At 61.8% G+C, this 20,425-nt stretch carries 18 protein-coding genes; 9 read left to right on the top strand and 9 right to left on the bottom strand.

Translation table 11 applies throughout. The features are described from left to right. Window positions 1-181: 181 nt before the first annotated feature. From ntrC to glnA, 3 genes are all read right to left on the bottom strand, one after another. A complete protein-coding gene (ntrC, locus tag JOZ06_RS13200; RefSeq protein ID WP_293233160.1) occupies window positions 182-1,588 on the bottom strand; it encodes a nitrogen regulation protein NR(I) in 1,407 nt (468 codons plus the stop codon). Further along, on the bottom strand, window positions 1,585-2,694 hold the full coding sequence (gene glnL / locus JOZ06_RS13195; RefSeq protein WP_293233158.1) for a nitrogen regulation protein NR(II): 1,110 nt from the start codon (window positions 2,692-2,694) through the stop codon (window positions 1,585-1,587). Before glnL ends, ntrC begins: the two co-directional genes overlap by 4 nt. 157 nt (window positions 2,695-2,851) lie before the next feature. Beyond that, window positions 2,852-4,270 carry a type I glutamate--ammonia ligase gene (gene glnA / locus JOZ06_RS13190; RefSeq protein WP_293233156.1) on the bottom strand — a complete coding sequence of 473 codons (1,419 nt, stop codon included), beginning with the start codon at window positions 4,268-4,270 and terminating at the stop codon, window positions 2,852-2,854. 287 nt (window positions 4,271-4,557) lie between these two features. Between glnA and JOZ06_RS13185 the strand changes: the two genes are divergently transcribed. The 4 genes from JOZ06_RS13185 (at window position 4,558) to prmC (ending at window position 7,422) form a co-directional block, all read left to right on the top strand. Beyond that, window positions 4,558-5,010, top strand: a complete 453-nt coding sequence (locus tag JOZ06_RS13185; RefSeq protein ID WP_293233154.1) for a rhodanese-like domain-containing protein — start codon at window positions 4,558-4,560, stop codon at window positions 5,008-5,010. A gap of 74 nt (window positions 5,011-5,084) precedes the next feature. Continuing rightward, window positions 5,085-5,912, top strand: coding sequence for a shikimate dehydrogenase (gene aroE / locus JOZ06_RS13180; RefSeq protein WP_293233152.1), 828 nt, complete (start codon window positions 5,085-5,087; stop codon window positions 5,910-5,912). A 2-nt stretch (window positions 5,913-5,914) separates the two neighbouring features. Beyond that, a complete protein-coding gene (mtgA, locus tag JOZ06_RS13175; RefSeq protein ID WP_293233150.1) occupies window positions 5,915-6,601 on the top strand; it encodes a monofunctional biosynthetic peptidoglycan transglycosylase in 687 nt (228 codons plus the stop codon). Window positions 6,602-6,606: 5 nt separating this feature from the next. After that, a complete protein-coding gene (prmC, locus tag JOZ06_RS13170; RefSeq protein WP_293233148.1) occupies window positions 6,607-7,422 on the top strand; it encodes a peptide chain release factor N(5)-glutamine methyltransferase in 816 nt (271 codons plus the stop codon). A gap of 49 nt (window positions 7,423-7,471) precedes the next feature. Here the strand turns inward: prmC and JOZ06_RS13165 are convergent, their stop codons facing one another. Beyond that, window positions 7,472-8,617: a hypothetical protein gene (locus tag JOZ06_RS13165; protein WP_293233146.1), complete on the bottom strand. Its 1,146-nt coding sequence runs from the start codon at window positions 8,615-8,617 to the stop codon at window positions 7,472-7,474. A gap of 202 nt (window positions 8,618-8,819) precedes the next feature. Here JOZ06_RS13165 and JOZ06_RS13160 point away from each other — a divergent pair, with 202 nt between their 5' ends. From JOZ06_RS13160 to JOZ06_RS13140, 5 genes are all read left to right on the top strand, one after another. Then, a complete protein-coding gene (locus JOZ06_RS13160; protein ID WP_366814799.1) occupies window positions 8,820-9,386 on the top strand; it encodes an adenylyl-sulfate kinase in 567 nt (188 codons plus the stop codon). Further along, window positions 9,376-10,125, top strand: a complete 750-nt coding sequence (locus JOZ06_RS13155; RefSeq protein WP_293233142.1) for a methyltransferase domain-containing protein — start codon at window positions 9,376-9,378, stop codon at window positions 10,123-10,125. The genes JOZ06_RS13160 and JOZ06_RS13155 overlap by 11 nt, the downstream gene beginning before the upstream one ends. Before the next feature lie 110 nt (window positions 10,126-10,235). Beyond that, window positions 10,236-12,551 (top strand): PEP-utilizing enzyme, encoded by a 2,316-nt coding sequence (locus tag JOZ06_RS13150; RefSeq protein WP_293233140.1) that lies wholly within the window; start codon window positions 10,236-10,238, stop codon window positions 12,549-12,551. Then, entirely contained in the window at window positions 12,548-13,138 is a 591-nt protein-coding gene (locus tag JOZ06_RS13145; protein ID WP_293233138.1) for a gamma-glutamyl-gamma-aminobutyrate hydrolase family protein, read from the top strand. The genes JOZ06_RS13150 and JOZ06_RS13145 overlap by 4 nt, the downstream gene beginning before the upstream one ends. 232 nt (window positions 13,139-13,370) lie before the next feature. Further along, window positions 13,371-14,090 carry a phosphocholine cytidylyltransferase family protein gene (locus tag JOZ06_RS13140; RefSeq protein WP_293233136.1) on the top strand — a complete coding sequence of 240 codons (720 nt, stop codon included), beginning with the start codon at window positions 13,371-13,373 and terminating at the stop codon, window positions 14,088-14,090. A gap of 319 nt (window positions 14,091-14,409) precedes the next feature. Here JOZ06_RS13140 and moeB read toward each other — a convergent pair whose 3' ends face one another. From moeB to rsmB, 5 genes are all read right to left on the bottom strand, one after another. Beyond that, complete coding sequence (gene moeB / locus JOZ06_RS13135) at window positions 14,410-15,156, bottom strand: molybdopterin-synthase adenylyltransferase MoeB (protein WP_293233134.1); 747 nt, start codon at window positions 15,154-15,156, stop codon at window positions 14,410-14,412. Between the two features lie 66 nt (window positions 15,157-15,222). Further along, window positions 15,223-16,491, bottom strand: coding sequence for a sigma-54 dependent transcriptional regulator (locus tag JOZ06_RS13130; RefSeq protein WP_293233132.1), 1,269 nt, complete (start codon window positions 16,489-16,491; stop codon window positions 15,223-15,225). Between the two features lie 2 nt (window positions 16,492-16,493). Continuing rightward, a complete protein-coding gene (locus JOZ06_RS13125; RefSeq protein WP_293233130.1) occupies window positions 16,494-18,602 on the bottom strand; it encodes an ATP-binding protein in 2,109 nt (702 codons plus the stop codon). Further along, the gene (locus JOZ06_RS13120; RefSeq protein WP_293233128.1) at window positions 18,602-19,195 is read right to left on the bottom strand and encodes a DUF4390 domain-containing protein; all 594 of its coding nucleotides are present in this window, start codon (window positions 19,193-19,195) and stop codon (window positions 18,602-18,604) included. The genes JOZ06_RS13125 and JOZ06_RS13120 overlap by 1 nt, the downstream gene beginning before the upstream one ends. After that, window positions 19,158-20,408 carry a 16S rRNA (cytosine(967)-C(5))-methyltransferase RsmB gene (rsmB, locus tag JOZ06_RS13115; protein WP_293233126.1) on the bottom strand — a complete coding sequence of 417 codons (1,251 nt, stop codon included), beginning with the start codon at window positions 20,406-20,408 and terminating at the stop codon, window positions 19,158-19,160. The genes JOZ06_RS13120 and rsmB overlap by 38 nt, the downstream gene beginning before the upstream one ends. Window positions 20,409-20,425: the final 17 nt, after the last annotated feature.

Genomic DNA, 20,425 nt, shown 5'->3' with positions numbered 1-20,425 from the left:
GGGGAACGGCATGGCGGGCGAGATCAGCGCGAGCGTCGGCGTCGCCCTGCGCGCCGGCATGTCGCCGACGCTCACCGGCGCCGCGCTGTTGCGTCAGGCGGACGAGGCGATGTACCTGGCCAAGCGCGCCGGCAAAAACCGGCTACGTTTCTGGTTGCCTGCGGCGCCGCCGGCCTAGCCGTCATAAACCCAGCTCCTGGATCTTGCGCGTCAGCGTGTTGCGGCCCCAGCCCAACAGCTGCGCCGCCTCGATCTTGCGTCCGGCGGTATGCGCGAGGCTCGCCAGGATGCAGCAGGCCTCGAAACGGCGCGTCAGATCGTCGGCGATGCCGGTTTCGCCCGCCTCCAGCCGGCGGGTGATTTCCGCCGACAGGCCGCGGGTCCAGTCGGTCTCCGCGGCGGCGGACGCGGCTGACGCGCTCGTCAACGCCCCGCTTTGCGGGTGCTTCAATTCCGGCGGCAGGTCGGAGACCTCCACCGTCTGTCCCGGCGCCATCACCGTGATCCACTGACACAGGTTTTCCAGCTGGCGCACGTTGCCGGGAAAATCGTAATCGACCACGCATTGCATCGCCGGCTGGCTGAGCCGTTTGGGCTCGACGCCGAGACTCGCCGCGCTCTTGGCCAGGAAGTGCTGGGTCAACAGCGGAATGTCCTCGCTGCGCTCCCGCAGCGGCGGCAGCCGTAGGCGGATGACGTTGAGGCGGTGAAACAGGTCTTCGCGAAACTGCCCGGTGCGCACCCGCTCCTCCAGGTTTTGGTGCGTGGCGGCGATCACGCGCACGTTGGCCTTGATCGGCGTGTGGCCGCCGACACGGTAGAAGTGGCCGTCTGACAGCACGCGCAGCAGCCGGGTTTGCAGCTCGGTCGGCATATCGCCGATTTCATCCAAAAACAGCGTGCCGCCCTCGGCCTCCTCGAAGCGGCCGCGCCGTGTCGCCTGCGCGCCGGTGAAGGCGCCTTTTTCATGGCCGAACAGCTCGCTCTCCAACAGATCCTTGGGAATGGCGGCGGTATTGAGCGCGATGAACGGCCGGCCGGCGCGCACCGAGTGCTGGTGCAGCGCCTCGGCGACCCGCTCCTTGCCGGTGCCGGACTCGCCGGTGATCAGCACGGTGACGGTGGATTGCGATAGGCGGCCGATGGCGCGGAACACGTCCTGCATGGCGGGCGCCTGGCCCAGCAGCACCGGCAGGGCAACTTGCGGCGCCGGACCGTTCTCGTGCCGGCTGGCCTCGGCCAGCGCGCGCTCGATCAGTTCGACCGCCTGATCGATGTCGAACGGCTTGGGCAGATATTCGAAGGCCCCGCCCTGGAAGGCCGATACCGCTGAATCGAGGTCGGCGTGGGCGGTCATGATGATCACCGGCAACTGCGGGTGACGCTCCTTGATGCGCGCGAGAAATCTCAGCCCGTCGGTGCCGGGCATGCGGATATCGGAGATGACGACCTGCGGCTGGTCGTCGTCCAGCATGTTCAGTGCGTCGTCGGCGCTGGCGAAGCTGCGGTAGTCGATGGCGCTGCGCGCCAGCGCTTTCTCCAAGACCCAGCGGATGGCCTTGTCGTCGTCGATGATCCAAACCGTCATCGTTCTTCTCCTTGCGCGCCCGGTGCGGTGGCGTGTGTTTGTTCTTGTGTGAACGGCAGCATGACCGTAAAGCAGGTTTGTCCCGGCTGCGATTCGAACTCGATGCTGCCGCCATGTTGATGGACGTAGGCCTGGGCCAGCGTCAGGCCAAGCCCGGTGCCTTCGGCCCGGCCGGTGACCAGCGGATAGAACAGATGATCGCGGATGTCTTCCGGAATGCCGGGGCCGTTGTCGATGATTTGCAATTTCAGTGCCAGGTTGTGACGCTTTCTGGCCAGGGTGGTTTGCCGCGCCACGCGGGTGCGCAAGATGACCTTGCCATGGCCCTTCATCGCCTGGATGGCGTTCTTGACGATGTTCAGCACCACCTGGATCAGTTGCTCCTTGTCGGCGACGAGCGCCGGCAGACTGACGTCGTAGTCGCGCTGAATGAGCAAGCCCTGCGGATATTCCGCAAGCGCGATGCTGCGCACGCGCTCCAACACCTCGTGGATATTGACTTCGGTGAACACGTGGCGCCGGTGCGGCGCCAGCATGCGGTCGACCAGCGATTGCAGCCGCAGCGCTTCTTCCTTGATGACCTCGGTGTATTCCTTGAGCTCGGGCCGGTCTTGCAGCTCGTGCTCCAATAGTTGCGCCGCGCCGCGAATGCCGCCCAGCGGGTTTTTGATCTCATGCGCCAAGTTGCGGATCAGTTCGCGGTTGGCTTGATGCTGCAGCAAGCGTCGCTCTTCGTTGACGATGCGCAGTTGCTGGTCGAGCGGGCGCAGTTCGATCAGCGCCTGGTTCGCGCCGGCGTCGATCGGCGTGACCGACAGCGCGACGTGCAGCGGTTGGGCGCTCTGCGCCGTCACCAGCGCCAGATCGTGCTCGATGTAACTGGCGTTATGGGCGAAGGCGGTGGCCAGCGCCTGGTTCAGCGGTTCGCTAGGCAGGAACAGGTCGGCGACGCGGTGGCGCAAGAGTTCGCGCAACCCCTGGCCCAGCAAGTTCTCGCAGGCCGGATTGGCGAAGATCAATTCACCGTTCCGGCGCACGATCAGCACCGGCGTATCGAGCAGTTCGAGTCCGGCAAAGCCGGGCGGGGTGAGATCAGATCCGGTCATGGCGGTGGCGATTTCGTTGACGGCGGGTTTCAGAACGGGGCATCCCGTTCCTAGTATGCACTGTTTTGGTGCGTTCATCCGGGCGCTGTCGGAAAAAAACCCGCCCCCCTGACGGGAGAGCGGGTTTTGGGTCAACCGCACCCGGGCGCGGCGCCGATTACAGGCTGTAGTACATCGAGAACTCAACCGGATGCGTGGTCGTGCGCGTCAGGGTGACTTCCTGGGTCTTCAGCTCGATGTAGGCGTCGATCCATTCGTTGCTGAACACGCCGCCGCGGGTCAGGAACTCGCGGTCGCCGTCCAGCGCGGCCAGGGCCTCGTCCAGCGAGAAGCACACGGTCGGGATCAGCTTGTCTTCTTCCGGCGGCAGATCGTACAGATTCTTGTCGGCCGCGTCGCCCGGATGGATCTTGTTCTGGATGCCGTCGAGACCCGCCATCAGCAATGCCGAGAACAACAGGTACGGGTTGGCCATCGGGTCCGGGAAACGGGTTTCCAGACGGCGGCCTTTGGTGCTGGCCACGTACGGGATGCGAATCGAGGCCGAACGGTTCTTGGCCGAGTAGGCGAGCTTGATCGGCGCTTCGAAATGCGGCACCAGACGCTTGTACGAGTTGGTCGACGGGTTGGCGATGGCGTTGAGCGCCTTGGCATGCTTGATGATGCCGCCGATGTAGTACAGCGCGGTATCGGACAGGCCGGCATAGCCGTCGCCGGCGAAGGTGTTTTGGCCGTCCTTCCAGATCGACTGGTGCACGTGCATGCCGGAGCCGTTGTCGCCGACGATCGGCTTGGGCATGAAGGTGGCGGTCTTACCGTAGCTGTGCGCCACGTTGTGCACCACGTACTTCAGGATCTGGGTCCAGTCGGCGCGCTGGGTCAGCGTGGAGAACTTGGTGCCGATTTCGTTCTGGCCGCCGGTGGCGACTTCATGGTGGTGCACTTCGACCGGCACGCCCAATTCTTCCAGCAACAGCACCATGGCCGAACGCATGTCTTGCGCGGAGTCGACCGGCGGAACCGGGAAGTAGCCGCCCTTGACGCCCGGGCGGTGGCCGGTGTTGCCGCCTTCGAATTTCTCGGCCGACGACCATGCGCCTTCTTCCGACTCGATCTTGACGAAGCAGCCGGACATGTCGGCGCCCCAGGTCACGGAGTCGAAGATGAAGAATTCGGGTTCCGGACCGAAGAAAGCGGTGTCGCCGATGCCGGTTGCCTTCAGGTACGCTTCGGCGCGCTTGGCGATGGAACGCGGGCAGCGGTCATAGCCCTTGCCGTCGGCCGGATCGACCACGTCGCAGGTCATGAAGATCGTCGCTTCGTCGAAGAACGGATCGATCTTGGCGGTGGCCGGGTCAGCCATCAATAGCATGTCGGAAGCTTGGATGCCTTTCCAGCCGGCGATCGAGGAGCCGTCAAAGGCGTGGCCGCGTTCGAACCAATCTTCGGCGTCTTCGGTGAGCACATGCGCCGGAATGGTTACGTGTTGTTCTTTGCCGCGGGTGTCGGTAAAGCGAAGGTCAACGAACTTCACGTCGTTTTCCTGAATCAGTTTCACTACGTCTGCAACCGCCATGTTGATCTCCTAATTAGGCTACCTGCTTCAATGTGATGCTTGTTGAGATGTCGATGACGTCTCTCATAGCATGAAGTGTGCCAGGCCCTGGATCACTGGCGCGGCCTTGTTCGGCACTCCCAATAGCCGGTTGTCATGAATTTGCCCGACCCATTTTAGTGCTCGCGCCGGAGAAATGCACCAAAATGATGCGTTACGTGCCCGTTTGTGAACACCGTTGCCATGGCGCGGCGCGCGCAGGATAATTGCTCTGTCATATTTTGAGCCGGCGGGCGGGAAGGGGCGCGATGGATCAGACGCAGACGATTTTGCAACAGGCGGCGGCGCGCGGCGCGGCGCTGGGTGTGCCGTATCAAGGCGCTTTACTGCCGCAGGAGGCGTACTACTTGATGCAGCATCTGCCCACGGCGGTGCTGGTGGACGTGCGCAGCGCCGCCGAATGGCAGTTCGTCGGCATGGTGCCCAATGCGCTATGCGTCGAATGGCGCACTTTCCCCGGCATGCAGCCCAACCCGCAATTCGTGCCGGCATTGCAAAAGCAGGTGGCGCAGGATGCCACGCTGATGCTGATGTGCCGCTCCGGCGTGCGCTCGGACGAAGCGGCGCGCGCGGCCCAGGCGGCGGGGTTCGGCGCGGTCTTCAACGTTCTGGAAGGCTTCGAGGGCGATAAGGACGGCATGAGCCAGCGCGGTCACGTCAACGGCTGGAAAATGCACGGCTTGCCCTGGGTGCAGGGCTGAATCTATTGATGTGGATCGCCCTTCAAGGCTAAAGTAGCGGACACCGCAGGAGCCGGATTTTCAGAAAGCAGATCATGACCGAACGTTACGCCGTCATCGGTAACCCCGTAGACCATAGTCAGTCGCCCTACATTCACACCGAGTTCGCCCGGGCGGAGAACCGCGCGATCCGGTACGAACGCCTGCAGGCGGCCACCGACCGTTTCGTGGATGTGGTCACTGCCTTCGTCAAAACCGGCGGCAACGGGTTGAACGTCACACTGCCGTTCAAAGGCGACGCCTACCGGTTCGCCACCGATTTGTCCGACCGGGCCCGCGCGGCCGAGGCGGTCAATACGCTGACGTTCCGCGACGGCAAGGTCTACGGCGACAACACCGACGGCATCGGGTTGGTGCGCGATATCGTCGAAAACCTCGACTTCCCGATTGCCGGCAAGAGCGTGCTGATTCTGGGCGCCGGCGGTGCGGTGCGCGGCGTGCTCGGCCCGATCCTGGAAGAGAAGCCGGCATCGGTCACCATCGCCAACCGCACGCTGATCAAGGCCGAAGCCGTGGCGCACCATTTCGAGGCATTGGGCTTGGGGCGTTGCCGCGCGGTCGGTTACGAGCAATTGGCCGGCCAGCATTTCGACATCGTCATCAACGGCACGTCGACCAGTTTGAGCCATGAGCTGCCGCCGATTCCGCCTGGCATCTTCACCGCGCGCTCGCTGGCCTACGACATGGTCTATCGCAGCGGCCTGACGCTGTTCTTGCAGCGCGCCCAATCGGAAAACGCGGGCATGCTGGCCGATGGCCTGGGCATGCTGGTCGAGCAGGCGGCCGAATCCTTCTTTATCTGGCACGGCGTGAAACCGGAAACCCGCAAGGTCACCAATATGCTGCGCGAGCTCCTGGCCTGACGATGCGGTTGATCAGCAAATTGCTGGCGGTCCTTGTGGCCGCCTTTGCCTTATATAACCTGTGGATTTTTGGCCATATCGTCTATTGGCGCACGCACAATCCGTCGGCGAGCGCGTTCATGAACGAACAACTGGCCAAGCTGCAGGAAGACGATCCGCAGGCCGAGTTGCGTCAGAAATGGGTGAGCTACCAACAGATTTCGCCCAATCTCAAACGCGCGCTGATTGCCGCCGAGGATGCCAAATTCGTCGATCACGTGGGGTTCGACTGGGATGGCATGGAAGCGGCGTTTGAGAAGAATCTGAAGAAGGGGCGCATCGTCGCCGGCGGCTCGACCATCAGCCAGCAACTGGCGAAAAACCTGTTCCTGTCGGATAAGCGCACCCCTTGGCGCAAGGCGGAGGAGGCACTGATCACCGTCATGCTGGAAGGGGTGATGGACAAGCGCCGCATCTTCGAGATCTACCTGAACGTCATCGAGTGGGGCAACGGCGTCTTCGGCGCCGAGGCCGCCTCGCACTATTATTTCCGCACCTCGGCCGCGCGCTTGAGCGCAGGGCAGGCCGCCAAACTGGCGGCGATGGTGCCTAACCCGCGCTATTACGACGACCATCGCAACGCGCCCGGCCTCGGCCGCAAGACGCGCATCATCCTGCGGCGCATGCCTTACGCCGATTTGCCTGATTGAGCCTTATGACGACCATTGCCTCGGCGTTGGCGGCCTATCCGCTGCCGCGCCTCGAATCCCGCTTGCTGTTGATGCACGTCGTGCCCGAGCTGACGCATGCCCGTATCGTCGGTTATCCGGAGCGTGTGTTGGCGTCCGACGTCTACGCGCGTTTTTGCGCGCTGGCCGAGCGCCGCGTGGCGGGCGAACCCCTGGCCTATTTGCTGGGCATGCGCGAGTTTTATGGCCGCCCGTTCGCGGTGACGCCGGATGTCCTGATTCCCCGGCCCGAAACCGAGCACCTGGTCGAGGCCGCGCTGGCGCGCGTGGGGCACCAGCCTGCCGAGGTGCTCGACTTGGGCTGCGGCAGCGGCGCCATCGCGGTGACGCTGGCGCTGGAGGCGCCGTCGTGGCGCGTCAGCGCCGTCGATGTGTCCGCCGCGGCGCTGACGGTGGCGCGCGGCAACGCCGAGCGGCTCGGCGCGCGGGTGGATTTCCTGCAAGGGTCGTGGTTCGCGCCGCTGCCGCCCGGCGGCTGTTTTCAGTTGATCGTGTCCAATCCGCCCTACATTGCGGCGTCGGACCATCATTTGGACGAGGGCGATGTGCGTTTCGAGCCGCGCCTGGCGCTGACCGACGGCGGCGATGGTTTGGCGTGCCTGCGTGAGATCGCTGCCGGCGCGCCCGCGCGGCTCGCGCCTGGCGGCTGGCTGATGGTCGAGCATGGCTACGATCAGGGGGAAGCGATGCGCGCGCTGTTGGCGGCACAAGGATTCGTCGAGGTGGAGACGCTGCCCGATTTGGCGGGGTTGGACCGGGTGACGCTGGGCCGTCGGCCCTAAGGGATGCGCCCTGTGGCGTGCCACGGTCCCCGGTTTTCCCGGCTTCGAGTTATCTCCCTGCGCTATAACGCACTGGCAGGTTGATCCAGTGTTCGCCGCGCTCTCCCTTCAGAATGCGAATCAGGTCGGCCATGAGTGCGTCTACCGTGTTGTACGGCAAGGCGAATACGCTGTCGAACAGTGAGGCGGCACCCCCTTCGAGCAGATCAGGTTGGGCCAACTGCGCTTGAACCACTCCCAGCAATTGCTGCACGTTGTGCACGAGGCGACCGAATTGACAGGTTAGTGCACTGAAACGAGGGTGTTTGGTGCATTCGTCTTCTGGAATGAAAAAAATCGGCCGTTGGCGGGTGAGCATTTCATAGACGAAGCCGAATCCGGACATGTCTGTGAGCAGCACGTCCGGGTCCGCATACAAAGTCGGGGAGGGGGTGTTGGATAAATCGAACGTGATGTTGTCCATGCGCTGAGCCGCGAATAAGGCCATCATCTGCCGCACATAGTCGTGGTCTCGATCCGTCGGGTGCGGCCGGCACACGATGCGGGCATGTGGGAAGGTGCGCGCGAGCGAAAATAGGATCTCACTACCGTCCAGATGGAAGCGGTGACCGGTATGCTCGGGAGAGTACACCGACGGGGCATAGAGAATGAGCGGCTGCGCCGGGCGAGGGCCGCCGGGTGCGCGAGGTGGCGGAAGCGCCTTGGCATAACCGCCGGGGATGACATATTTGGTGATGCCTTGGTCCATTGCATTGGCATAACCCAAGCCGACATAGTTGGCATCGTACAACGCGCGAATGGTCCATTCGGCATAAAAGGTAGATGGCGCGAAAAAGTAGTCGAATTCGAAATAGTGATCGGCGCCCATTTCAATCGGCGAGGGGATAGTGTCGCGAATGAAAAAGGAATGGCCGAGCAAGACTTTTTTCGAGCCGGCGAACCCCGAGATATATTCGCCTTCATTGGGACTGACCACCACCGTCGGGGGCCTTATCCGGCCTGCCTGGCAGTCTTGAATGAGTGATTGGGCCTCATAGGGGCCCAGTAGCATGCATTGGTAACCGGCCCCTCGCAGCAAAGCAAGGATCGGGCCGATGAAATCTGAAAACTCCGGGCGTGGAAGAACAAAGGCGAAATCAGCAGCGACGCGAACTTCTTCCGCTTCTTGTTCGGTAGCATGGGGGGCGGACGGCATTGTGTCTCCGAAAAAAATGCCTTACAAGGCGTGGCGATGACACGGTACTGCCAAATCTCATGACCTGTCCACTTGGTCAGTATGGCGTGGCAAATGGAATGGGCGTCATTTTCGAAATATTGTTTTCAGTGTGGTGACGCAGCGTGACTTCCTGCACAATGGCCAATGACGCGCTCTGTGATATTCGAAGAGGGAATTCGCTGTGCGGGATAAGAGACAGTCAATGAAAAAAGGCCGGGTGATTTGGATTACTGGGCTGTCAGGTGCAGGGAAAACCACGCTCGCAGGAGCGCTTGCCGTTCGACTGCGAGCATGCGGTGAGCCGGTGGTATTGCTTGATGGCGATGAGCTGAGAGAGGTTTTCATGGCGGTCGCTGCAACTGCGCAAAACCACGGTCGTGCGGGCCGGTTGTCGTTGGCTATGCAGTATGCGCGGCTATGCCGCGTTATTGCCGCGCAAGGGCAGGTGGTGGTTATTGCAACGATTTCGTTGTTCCGCGAGGTGCATGCCTGGAACCGCGCCCATTTGCCTGATTATTTCGAGGTCTACTTGAACGTGCCGCTTGAGGAACTTCGCCGGCGCGACCCCAAAGGTATTTATCGTCGCTTCGATGCAGGCGAACTGACCCACGTTGCTGGATTAGACTTGCCGATCGACGAACCCGAGGACGCTGACTGGACGGTGGAATTTGACTCAGGACGGCCCGTGGCTGTGCTGGTGGACGATTTATTGAATCGCCTGAACAGAAAGACAACGTATGAAAACTGAATGGGATTACACGACGTTGGCTGATGCGTATCTGAAACGTCCAGACTACGCCGATGCCGCTATCGACGCCATGCTTTCGATTGCCGGCACAGAAAAGGGTGACTGTTTCTGTGATGTGGGCGCCGGAGTCGCGCACTTGACATTGATGCTGGCTGTTCGCGGACTGGACGTCGTTGCGGTTGAGCCGAACAACGCCATGCGTGCAAATGGTATCAAGCGTACCGGAAAATTCGCTAATGTCCGTTGGCATGAAGGAACGGGGGAAGCGACGGAGCAGGCCTCGCATGCTTTCGACATGGTGACGTTCGGTAGCTCGTTCAACGTGTGCGATCGCCTGCAAGCACTGAAGGAAACCGCCCGTATCCTCAAGCCGCGCGGCTGGTTTGCCTGCATGTGGAATCACCGCGAACTGGACGATCCGATTCAGGCGCAAATCGAAACCATCATCAAGGATCGAGTGTCGGGCTACGGCTACGGTACGCGCCGGGAAGACCAGACAGCTGTCATCGACGCCTGTGGGTTATTCGGTCCGGTGGTACATATTGATTCACGTGTGATGCACGAACAGCGTATCGAGGAGTGTGTGGAGGCCTGGCGTTCGCATGCGACCCTGGAGCGTCAAGCGGGAGCGGCATTCGGCGACGTGGTGGCGGCTATCGAGAGTTATTTGCAGAGCCTAAATACACCGGTGATTCAGATCCCATACTCTACTAATATCTGGGTTGCCCAGTTGCGATGACCTGAAGGGCAAAATCCATGCCTAAGTACGCTATGTTGTGTAGGATGTGGCGTATACGATATACGGCGGCATTCACCACTTAATTCTTTCGCTGGGGAACTTCCTCGACCATGTCCTTGAGTTTTTCCACCAAGGCGGGAACCCTGCACTGCCTACAAGACCGTCTGTCCATGGCACGTATCGCGCCGTTGGCATACTTCACGGTGGAGGAGTGGCGCGCGGCGCCGGAAATGTGTTTGGCGCGCGTGGCCTCGTTGCCGCATGCGGGGCCGTGGATTGTACGCTCTAGCTGCCGCGCGGAGGATAATGCCGAGCAGTCCAACGCTGGCGCCTTCTTGTCGCTGCCCGATGTCGCCTCGGAGAATTTGCGTCCTGCGGTGATGCAGGTGATTGCCGCTTATGGCGAGGCCGGCGCGCAGGATGAAGTGCTGATTCAACCGATGTTGCGCAATGTGTTGCGCTCAGGTGTGGCTTTTTCGCACGACCCCAATACCTGTGCACCCTATCGCGTGATCAATTGGGTTGAGGGCGCCGACACCGCGGCGATTACTGGCGGTCGCAGTGGCCGCGTCTGGCAACAGGCGGCCTGTTCGCCGGTAGTCGCGCCAGTCGAACTGTCGGGCGTGGTGGCGTTGCTGGAGGTATTGCTGGATTTGTTCGGGCAGCAGCCGGTGGACTGCGAATTTGCCGTGACCGAGGAGGCAGCGGGGGAGCAACTGTGGCTGTTGCAGGCGCGCCCGCTGATTCTGCCGCGCGCGCCGGAAAACGATACCGCTCAGGCCGAGCGCCTGAATCGGATTTACGACAAAGTTGCGCGCGGCATGCAGCCGTATCCGTTTTTGATGGGCAGCCGTACCGTATATGGGGTCATGCCCGACTGGAATCCAGCTGAAATCATCGGCATCCGACCCAAGCCGCTGGCCTTGTCGTTGTATCGAGAGCTGGTGACGGATGCGATTTGGGCCTATCAGCGCCACAACTACGGTTATCGCAATCTGCGCAGCTTCCCGTTGATGCCGCATTTTTTCGGATTGCCCTATATCGATGTGCGCCTGTCGTTTAATTCCTTCATTCCTGCCGATTTGGACGAAGGGCTGGCCGGGCGTCTGGTCGATCATTACATCGATCGGCTGTTGGCCGAGCCGACCTTGCACGACAAGGTCGAATTCGAAATCGTGTATTCCTGCTATACCCTAGATCTACCTTCCCGTCTGCAGCGTCTCGAAACAGCCGGATTCACCCGGGATGAATGCAAAAGCGTAGCGGATAGCCTGCGACGATTGACCAACCGCATCGTCCATCCCAAGGAAGGCCTTTGGCGCGAGGACGCTGCCAAGTTGGAAACACTGCAGTCGCGTCGCGAAGAGCTGATGCGCACGAGTGCCGACCCGCTGGAGCGCATTTACTGGTTGCTGGAAGACGCGAAGCGCTATGGGACCTTGCCGTTTGCCGGCTTGGCGCGGGCCGGCTTTGTTGCCGTGCAGATGCTCAAATCGCTGGTATCCGCCGGCGTGTTTTCCCAGGCGGATTACGATGCCTTCATGGGGGGAGTGTCAACCGTCAGTGGGCAGTTGGGCCGTGACCGCGCCACCCTGGACAAAGCGACTTTTCTCGCCCGTTACGGGCACCTGCGGCCCGGCACTTACGACCTGCTGTCCCCGCGTTATGACGAGGCGCCCGAGCGCTATTTCGATTGGACGCAAAAAATAGCGCCTCCCGAGCCGTTGCGTCCGTTCTCGCTGACCCTGCCGCAAATGCGCGAGATCGTGAAGCTACTGGATCATCATGGTCTGCATCCCGATCCGGTCGGCTTGCTTGATTTCCTGCAAGCGGGGATTGAGCTGAGGGAGCTGGCCAAGTTTCATTTCACGCGCAATTTGTCGGACGCACTGGCCTTGATCGCCGAATGCGGTAGTCGCTGGGGGTTTGAGCGTGAAGAACTGGCGTATTGCGATATCGCCGTGTTCAAAGAGCTGCATATCGCCGCGGTCGATCCTCGAGAAATGTTGCTTCGCAGTATCGAACAGGGCAAGCAGCACTATCGCGAAACACTGGCGGTGTCGCTGCCCCCGCTCATTGCTACGCCGGACGACGTCTGGGCTTTCGAGTGGCCGGCAACGGCGCCGAATTTCATTACGCAGAAGCAGGCCTCTGCCCCGGTGGCCGGCAGCGAGGACCGCCAACGCCTGGCCGGCGCGATCGTCTGTATCCCCAACGCGGACCCGGGGTTCGACTGGCTGTTTGCCTACCCCATTGCTGGGCTGGTGACTGCCTGGGGCGGGGTGAACTCACACATGGCTATCCGTGCGGGGGAGTTGGGGTTGCCGGCGGTGATTGGCACGGGGGAGCAGCTTTATCAGCGCTGCTGTGCGGCCAAGCGATTGTTTCTCGATTGTTCCGGACGACGTATTGAGGTGCTGGCATGAAGGTTGTCGCTGTCAGTCAGCGGGTGGATATTCATCCCGAGCGGCAGGAGCGGCGTGATGCGCTGGATCAGGCGTTGGGCGCTTGGCTGTTGGCTGCAGGATTTTTGCCGGCACCCGTCCCTAACCTCGCGGATGCAGCGGTACTGTATGCGTGGTTTGAGGCCGTGCGTCCAGAAGCTATCGTATTATCCGGTGGCAACGATATTGGGCGCTGTCCCGAACGAGACGACACGGAAGGCTTTTTGTTGGCGCAAGCTCAGTTACATCGGTTGCCGCTGCTCGGCATTTGCCGAGGCATGCAGATGTTGGCGCATTGGCTTGGCGCCGAGCTGCAGCCGGTTGACGGCCATGTCCGTGCCCGGCACCAGTTACACGGCGAAATCGAGGGCGAAGCCAACAGCTACCATGCCATCGGCTTGATCGACTGCCCGGCGCACTGCCGCGTGCTGGCGCGTAGCGAAGACAATCGAATCGAGGCGGTAGCGCACCAAACGCTGCCTTGGGAGGGCTGGATGTGGCATCCGGAGCGCGAATCGATCTGGAGTACACGCGACCTCGATCGTATCCGCCTGTTGTTCGGATCCTGAATTTGTTCATTCTGTAAGTACTAGGGCCTGTCTGCAAACTATTTGTGAACTGCGCTGGCCGTTTACCAGGCCAGCCCTTCGGGGCCGGTATCAGCCGGCGCATCGCGTTGTCGCTTGCCCCTTGCAGTGAATGACACTGCGGCGGGACGCGCTTCTAGCGCTGCATCCGACTGATGCCGGCCGCAGCCGCAAATAGTTTGCAGACAGGCCCTAGCCCAACGGTGGAAACATCATGAAAGCGATCATTCTTGCCGCAGGACGCGGTAGCCGCATGCGGAGCCTGACCGATGCGCGGCCAAAATGTCTGGTCACCCTACGCGGTAAGGCGTTGCTGGATTGGCAGTTGGCTGCGTTGCGCGCAGCAGGTATCGATGAGATCGCCATTGTTTCCGGCTACCGCGCGGAGCTGCTGGTTCGCCCCGGCGTCACCCGGTTTCATAACCCACGCTGGGCCGAGACCAATATGGTGTCTTCGCTCGCCTGTGCCGGCGCGTGGCTGTGCGAGGCGCCCTGCATCGTTAGCTATTCGGATATCTTTTATGACGCTTCGGCGGTGCGATCGCTGATCGATAGCACCGCTTCCCTGGCAGTGACCTTCGATCCGGGCTGGCTGGCGCTGTGGCGGGAGCGCTTCAGTGACCCGCTGGTCGATGCGGAAACCTTTCGTTTGAAACCGGATGGCATGTTGGCGGAAATTGGACAAAAGCCGCAAACGATCGAGGAAGTCGAAGGACAGTATATGGGGCTATTGCGCTTCACCCCGGAAGGCTGGGCGGAAACCGAACGCGTGAGGGCGGCATTGGCGCCGGCGCAGCGCGATAAAATGCATATGACGGGAACCTTGCAGCGCATCATCCAGGCGGGCCGGGTGCCGATTGCCGCGATACCGTACGCTGGTCCGTGGGGGGAGGTCGACACCGAGGACGATCTGGCGGTGTACAACCGCGTTTGAGCGGGGAAAGAGATAGGGAGCGGTTAAGCTCCCTTCTGTCGAGCTAGGGCCTGTCTGCAAACTATTTGCGGCTGCGGCCGGCATCAGCCGGATGCGGCGCTAGAAGCGCGTCCCGCCGCAGTGTCATTCACTGCAAGGGGCAAGGGGCAAGCGACAACGCGATGCGCCGGCAGATGCCGGCCCCGAAGGGCTGACCTGTCAAACGGCCATCTGCGTCCTTGGGCGGCTTGGCCTTAGAATGACTAAGGCCTGCGCCCCCCGCCTAGCATCTGGCCATTTACCAGGCCAGCGCAGTTCACAAATAGTCTGCAGACAGGCCCTAGCCGCACACCGGGCAACCGGGATCGCGCGGCACTTTGAGCTGGCGGAAGCTTCCTGCCAAGGCGTCGTATAGCGTCAGTTGCCCCCAAGGCACCGGCAATCCCACCAGCAGTTTGATGGCCTCGGCGGCCTGTAGGCTGCCCATCACGCCAACCAGCGGCGCCAGCACGCCAAAGGTGGCGCAAGGGCCATCGGTCGCCGGGCCCGCTTCGGGAAACAGGCAATGGTAGCAAGGACTTTCGGCCTGCCGGCTGTCGAATACTGCCAGTTGGCCATCGAAGCGCACCGCCGCGCCGCTGACGAGCGGCACCCGGGCGGCAACCGCCGCGCGGTTGACCGCATGACGCGTGGCGAAATTGTCCGAACAATCCAGCACCACGTCGTGGTTCGCCACGAGCCGGCGCAAGTCATCCCCGTCCAAACGGCGACACAACGCCACCACTTCGATATCGGGATTGAGCGCCAGCATGTGCGCGCGCGCCGACTCGGCCTTGGGTTGTCCCACGCTCGCCATGTCATGCGCCACTTGCCGCTGCAGGTTGCTCAGCTCGACATGATCGTCATCGGCGATGGTGATGTGGCCGACACCAGCGCTGGCCAGGTACAGCACCACCGGCGACCCCAGCCCGCCGGCACCGATGACCAGCGCGCGGCCGGCGCTGAGCCGGCGCTGGCCGGGCACGTCGATCTGCGGCAACAGGATGTGTCGGCTGTAGCGCAATAGCGCGTTATCGTCCAATTCCATGGTCTGCCATTCTCATGACAACGCCGCTGCCTGTCGGTCAGCGGCGTGAAGGGGACTAGGGCTGCATCACTCTTCGGCGGCGCGGCGCGAAAACTTGATGCCCAGTTGTTTCAGCTTGCGATACAAGTGCGTGCGCTCCAGACCGACCTTTTGCGCCACGCGGCTCATATTGCCGTTTTCCAACGAGATGTGGTACTCGAAATAGCGGCGTTCCAATTGCTCGCGCAGCTCGCGCAAAGGCAAATTGAAATCGAAGCCGGTCTCCTCGATCGGTTTCTCGTGGCGGAACTGCGCCAACACTTTATTGACCGCCGGGGCATCGATGTCGTCGGACTCGGCGGTCAGCGCCAAGCTCTTGATGATGCTGCGCAATTGCTCCAGATTGCCGGGCCAATCGTATTGGCGCAGCGCGTTGAGCGCAGCGGTGGTCAGCTTGCGCGCCGGCACCTGCTTGGACTCGACGAGTTCGGTCAGAATCTGCTCGGCAATGAAGATGATGTCTTCGGCATGTTCGCGCAAAGGCGGAATCGGCACGATCACGCTCGACAACGCGGTGAGCAGGCGGTTATCGCACTCCGGATCGACCAGCAGCTCCTGCAGCGGGCGGCTGCACGAACAGATCAGCCGGACGTTGAAACGGTCGAGTTTCGACAGCAGGAACAGCAAGCCTTGCTGCACCCGGCGGTTGTATTGGCCGATCTCCGGCAGGAACAGCACGCCGTTGTTCGCCTTTTGCAGCAGTTCGAGCGGCGCGTCAGCCAGTTGCTCGGGCTTGGCGGGGGTCACCCATGGGGTGTTGCCCTGATGAAAGAAGCGCGCCACCAGCTCGAAACCGGAACCTGACTCGCCGGTCATCAGCACCGGCGAGCGCACTTTGGCGACGCGCTCCAACTGGCGCTTGAGCTCTTGCACCGGCTCGCTCTTGCCCAGCTTGTCGAGGTTGAGCGAGGTATTGGCTTGCATGTCGCCGTATTTGAGCGCGCGCTGCACCGTGCTCAACAGCTTTTGCAGGGCGATCGGTTTTTCCAGAAAATCGAAGGCGCCGATGCGGGTGGCCTCGACCGCGGTGTCGATGCTGGCATGGCCGGACATCATCACCACCGGCATGTTCAGATGCCCGGACTTGGCCCATTCCTTCAGCAGCGTAACGCCATCGCAATCGGGCATCCAGATGTCCAACAACACGAGCGCCGGACGCGTCTGGTTTCGAAGCTGTCTGGCGACCTCGGCGTTTTCCGCCAATGCCACCGTATAACCCTCGTCTTGAAGGATCTCGGACAGCAGTTCGCGGATACCGATTTCATCGTCCACAATCAAAATGTCGCTGCTACGCACGCTTAGGCCTCCAGCATTGGCAAGATGAGAAGAATACGTGCGCCTCGATGTTCAGCATTGCCGAGAATGATCTGTCCTTGATGCTCTTCCACGATCTTCTTCACCACGGCAAGTCCCAGACCGGTGCCCTTGGACTTGTTCGTCACATAAGGTTCGAATGCCCGGGGAAGAATATCGGTGGCGAAACCCATACCGTTATCTTCCACACAAACATGCACGTTTCTTCCTTCTAGTCGGCTGCTAATTTGAATCATCGGGTTTTCGGCGTCAAGAACTGCGTCTTGGGCGTTTTGCAATAAATTATGCAAAACCTGCCGTAATAACGCCGCGTCCCCCATGATCATCAGCGGGCCGTCGGAAAGGTCAATCTTAACAGCAGGATTGGATTCGTAAAGCGTCATGACCTCACGAATCACCTCATTTACATCAAGCTTTTGTAATTTGGTTCGGGGTGAACGGGCATAATCGCGGAATGCGTCGACCATTCCCTTGAGCGCCGTGACCTGATTGACGATGGTATCCGTCGCGCGATGCAGAATTTCCGCATCCCCCGGGGATAGCTTATCGGCCAGCTTCATCGCCAGCCGTTCCGCCGATAATTGAATCGGCGTCAGCGGATTGCGGATTTCATGCGCCAGCCGTTTGGCCACCTCGCCCCAGGCGGCGTCACGCTGCGCCCGCGCCAAATCGGTGATGTCGTCGAACACCAGCACATAACCGGCATTGCTCAATTCGGAGAGGCGTGCGCCGCGAATCAGCAGCGCGCGCTCGCCCAGCGCCGTGGGGTAATCGAGCTGCAGCTGCCAATCGCGCCGGGAGGTGTCGCCGGCCTGTGTCGCCACGGTATCCACCAACGTCAGCAAACTGGGAATCTGGCTGGGCCAAGCGGTAAAGGGGAGCTTGCTCAACGCGTCGAAATCGACGTTCAGGATGTGTTCGGCGCTGATGTTGAACGCGCGCAGCCGCCAGGCGGCGTCAAACGCGATCACCCCGGCCGACAAGTTGGCCAGAATACTCTCCAGATAGACCTTGCTGGCCTCCAGCTGCCGATGGTTTTCGTCCGCCAGCTGGCGCGCCTCGTCCAGTTGCCGGGTCATGCGGTTGAACATCGAGGTCAACATGCCCAGCTCGTCGCGGCGATAAACCGGGTGGCGCCGGGAAAAGTCGCCCTGCGCCACCGCGCGCGTGGCGGCGGCGAGTTCCAACAGCGGCGCGGAGAAGCGCTCCGACAAGAACAGCGCGAAAGCCAACGCGAGGGTCACCGCCAGCAGAAACGCCAGCGCCAGCGTCAGCATGTAAAAGGTTTTCAGCCCGTGCCGGTTGAACAGCAGGCCTCGATAATCGGAGCGGGCGCTCTCGATCAGGTCGGCATCGCGCGCGATGCTTTCCGGCGCGCTTTGCTGCACCATCAACACGCGCACGCTATCGTCAGGCATGCGGTATCCGAGCAGCACCTTCAGCAACAGTCCGCTTTGGTTCTCGTTCTCGACACTGTCCGCCGACTGCATCGGGCCGAGCGAGCGAAGCGCATCGCGCGTCGGAGGAGACGGCAAACGGACCCCCGGCTCGCCGGAATAGGCCAACAGCCGCCCGTCGCGGTCGTACACCGCGATTTGGCGCAACGCGAGCTCCGCGCGCATGATGTCGAGCTTGCCCGGCAACGCGCCATCGGGCAGTCCCTGGATATTCTCCTCAACCACCCGGCCCTTGCGGCTGACATCCTGCAGCACGAAGCCGAGCGCATTGCGCCCCAGCGAAAGACCCCGGTCTAGCGCGGATTCGACCCGCACGTCGAACCAGCTTTCGATGCTGCCGGTGAGAAACTGCGCGGAAATGGTGAAGATCAGCACGCCAGGCACCAGCGCCACCAGCGCAAACATGCCCACAAGCTTCTGGGTCAGTTTGGCGCCGAACATCCGGCTTTTAACCCGTGCGCGCAAACGCAGCAGCTGCCGGCCCACCACCCCCACCAACGCCGCCAACAGCAGGGTATTCAGGCCGAAGACCCACCAATAATAGGCTTCCAGACGGCTGGTGCTGCCGGTGGCGAACGCCAGCAAATACAGCAGAATCGCCGCGATCGATGCAACGGAGATCACGGCGTAAGGCATTAATTGCGCCCCTTCATATCCAGGCCGACCCAATTGGAAGCGAGGGTCCAATCGGCGGAGCCCAGCGCGTTCAACTGAAACGGCTTGGGCAGCTCGCTGATGTCGAGCACCAGCCGCACGCGGCCGGCGACTTGGTCGGGCGACTCGCCCGACAGCGTTCCGGGATTGAGCACCCGCCAGCTCTGGATGGCGCCGACGGCGCGCATGGCATCGTTGAGGTTGCTGTAATAGCTGGAGAAAGAGCCGATCGCCACGCGATAGCGGTCAGTCAACGGCTGATAGGACAATTTGAAGGTCATGCTGGCATGCGGAGAGAACCACTGGCTGATGTCCAGATAATAGGCGGTGGTGCGCGGGCGCGTCAGCTCGAACTCGAGACGAAAGGTCAACGGGACGCCCTGTGTGAGCGCCTCGCCCAGACCGGCAGGCAGTTTGACGCCAAAACGCGTGCTGATGGCGAGCTGCCCGTCGACGAGCTCGGCCTCGGCGCGACGGGCACTGACGTTGTCGGCCCAGGCAAGCTGGGTCAGACAAAGCAGCAGGCACACGAGCCAGCTAACGTTTCTCAAGCAGCGCGTAATAAAAGCCGTCATGGCATTCGTTAGGCAGCAGTTGTTCCTGGCCCAGGCAACACGCATCCGCGCGGCGCTGCAAGAAAGCCGACAATTGCTGCGAATTTTCTTCTGGATAAATCGAGCACGTAGCGTAAAGCATTTTACCGCCCGATGCGAGTAAAGACCAAAGCGCATCCAGCATGTGCGACTGCTGGCGCGCCAAGGTGGCGAAATCGTCCGGCCGCCGCAGCCAGCGGATGTCCGGGTGACGGCGCACCACACCGGAGGCGCTGCACGGCACGTCGGCCAGAATACGGTCGAATGGCCGCCCGTCCCACCACCCCTGCGGCAAGGCGGCGTCGCCGACACCGAGCCGGGCGGTCAGGCCCAGACGGGTGAGATTGTCCCCTACCCGCGCCAATCGCGCCGCGTCGATGTCGAGCGCGGTCAAATCCAGATCGGCCAGCTCCAGCATGTGGCACGTCTTGCCGCCCGGTGCCGCGCAGGCGTCCAACACGCGCTGACCGTCGGCCAAATCCAGCCAAAGCGCGGCTTTCTGCGCGCCCCAATCCTGCACCGAGACGACCCCTTCCGCGAAACCCGGCAGCTGGCGTACCGGCATCGGCTGCAGGAGACGCACCGCGTTTTCGTCAAGCGCTTGTGCCGCGATACCCGCATCCTGCAGTTGCGCCAGATATGTCGTCATGTCGGCGCGGCGTCGATTGAGCCGCAACGTCATCGGCGGATGGCCATTGTCGGCATCGACAATCGCCTGCCATTCGCTGGGGTAATGCCGGCGCAGCGCCGCGAGCCACCACCCGGGATGATTGTGATGGGCCTCTTCCTGCGCCGCCACCGCCTGCATCAGTGTTTCGCGTTGGCGTAGCGCGTTGCGCAGCACGCCATTGACGAGCCCCTTGAACCGGCCGCGTGCCTGCGTGCCGGCAAGGCGCACGGCCTCGTTGACCACCGCATACTGCGCCGCTCGGCTGTAATAGAGCTGATAGAGCGCCACCACCAGCAGATGTTCAAGAAACGGCAGCGGAATCGTATTGGGCACCAGTTGGCGCAACACCAGGCGCAGCTCGGCCCAATGGCGCATCACGCCGAACGTGATATCTTGGATGGCGCCGCGCTCTTGCGGCGTCAGATCCGGCGCGGCGCGCCAGCATGCGGCCAGCGCCTCGGTCAGATTCGTGCCGGCGGCAACCTGTTCGACCGCCTGTGCGGCCAATTCCTGAATGCGGTGCATAACCCTTCTCAAATAGT

The organism is Paludibacterium sp., from assembly GCF_019232825.1.
Lineage (GTDB): Bacteria > Pseudomonadota > Gammaproteobacteria > Burkholderiales > Chromobacteriaceae > Paludibacterium.
This window is presented reverse-complemented; position numbering and strand designations above follow the sequence as displayed.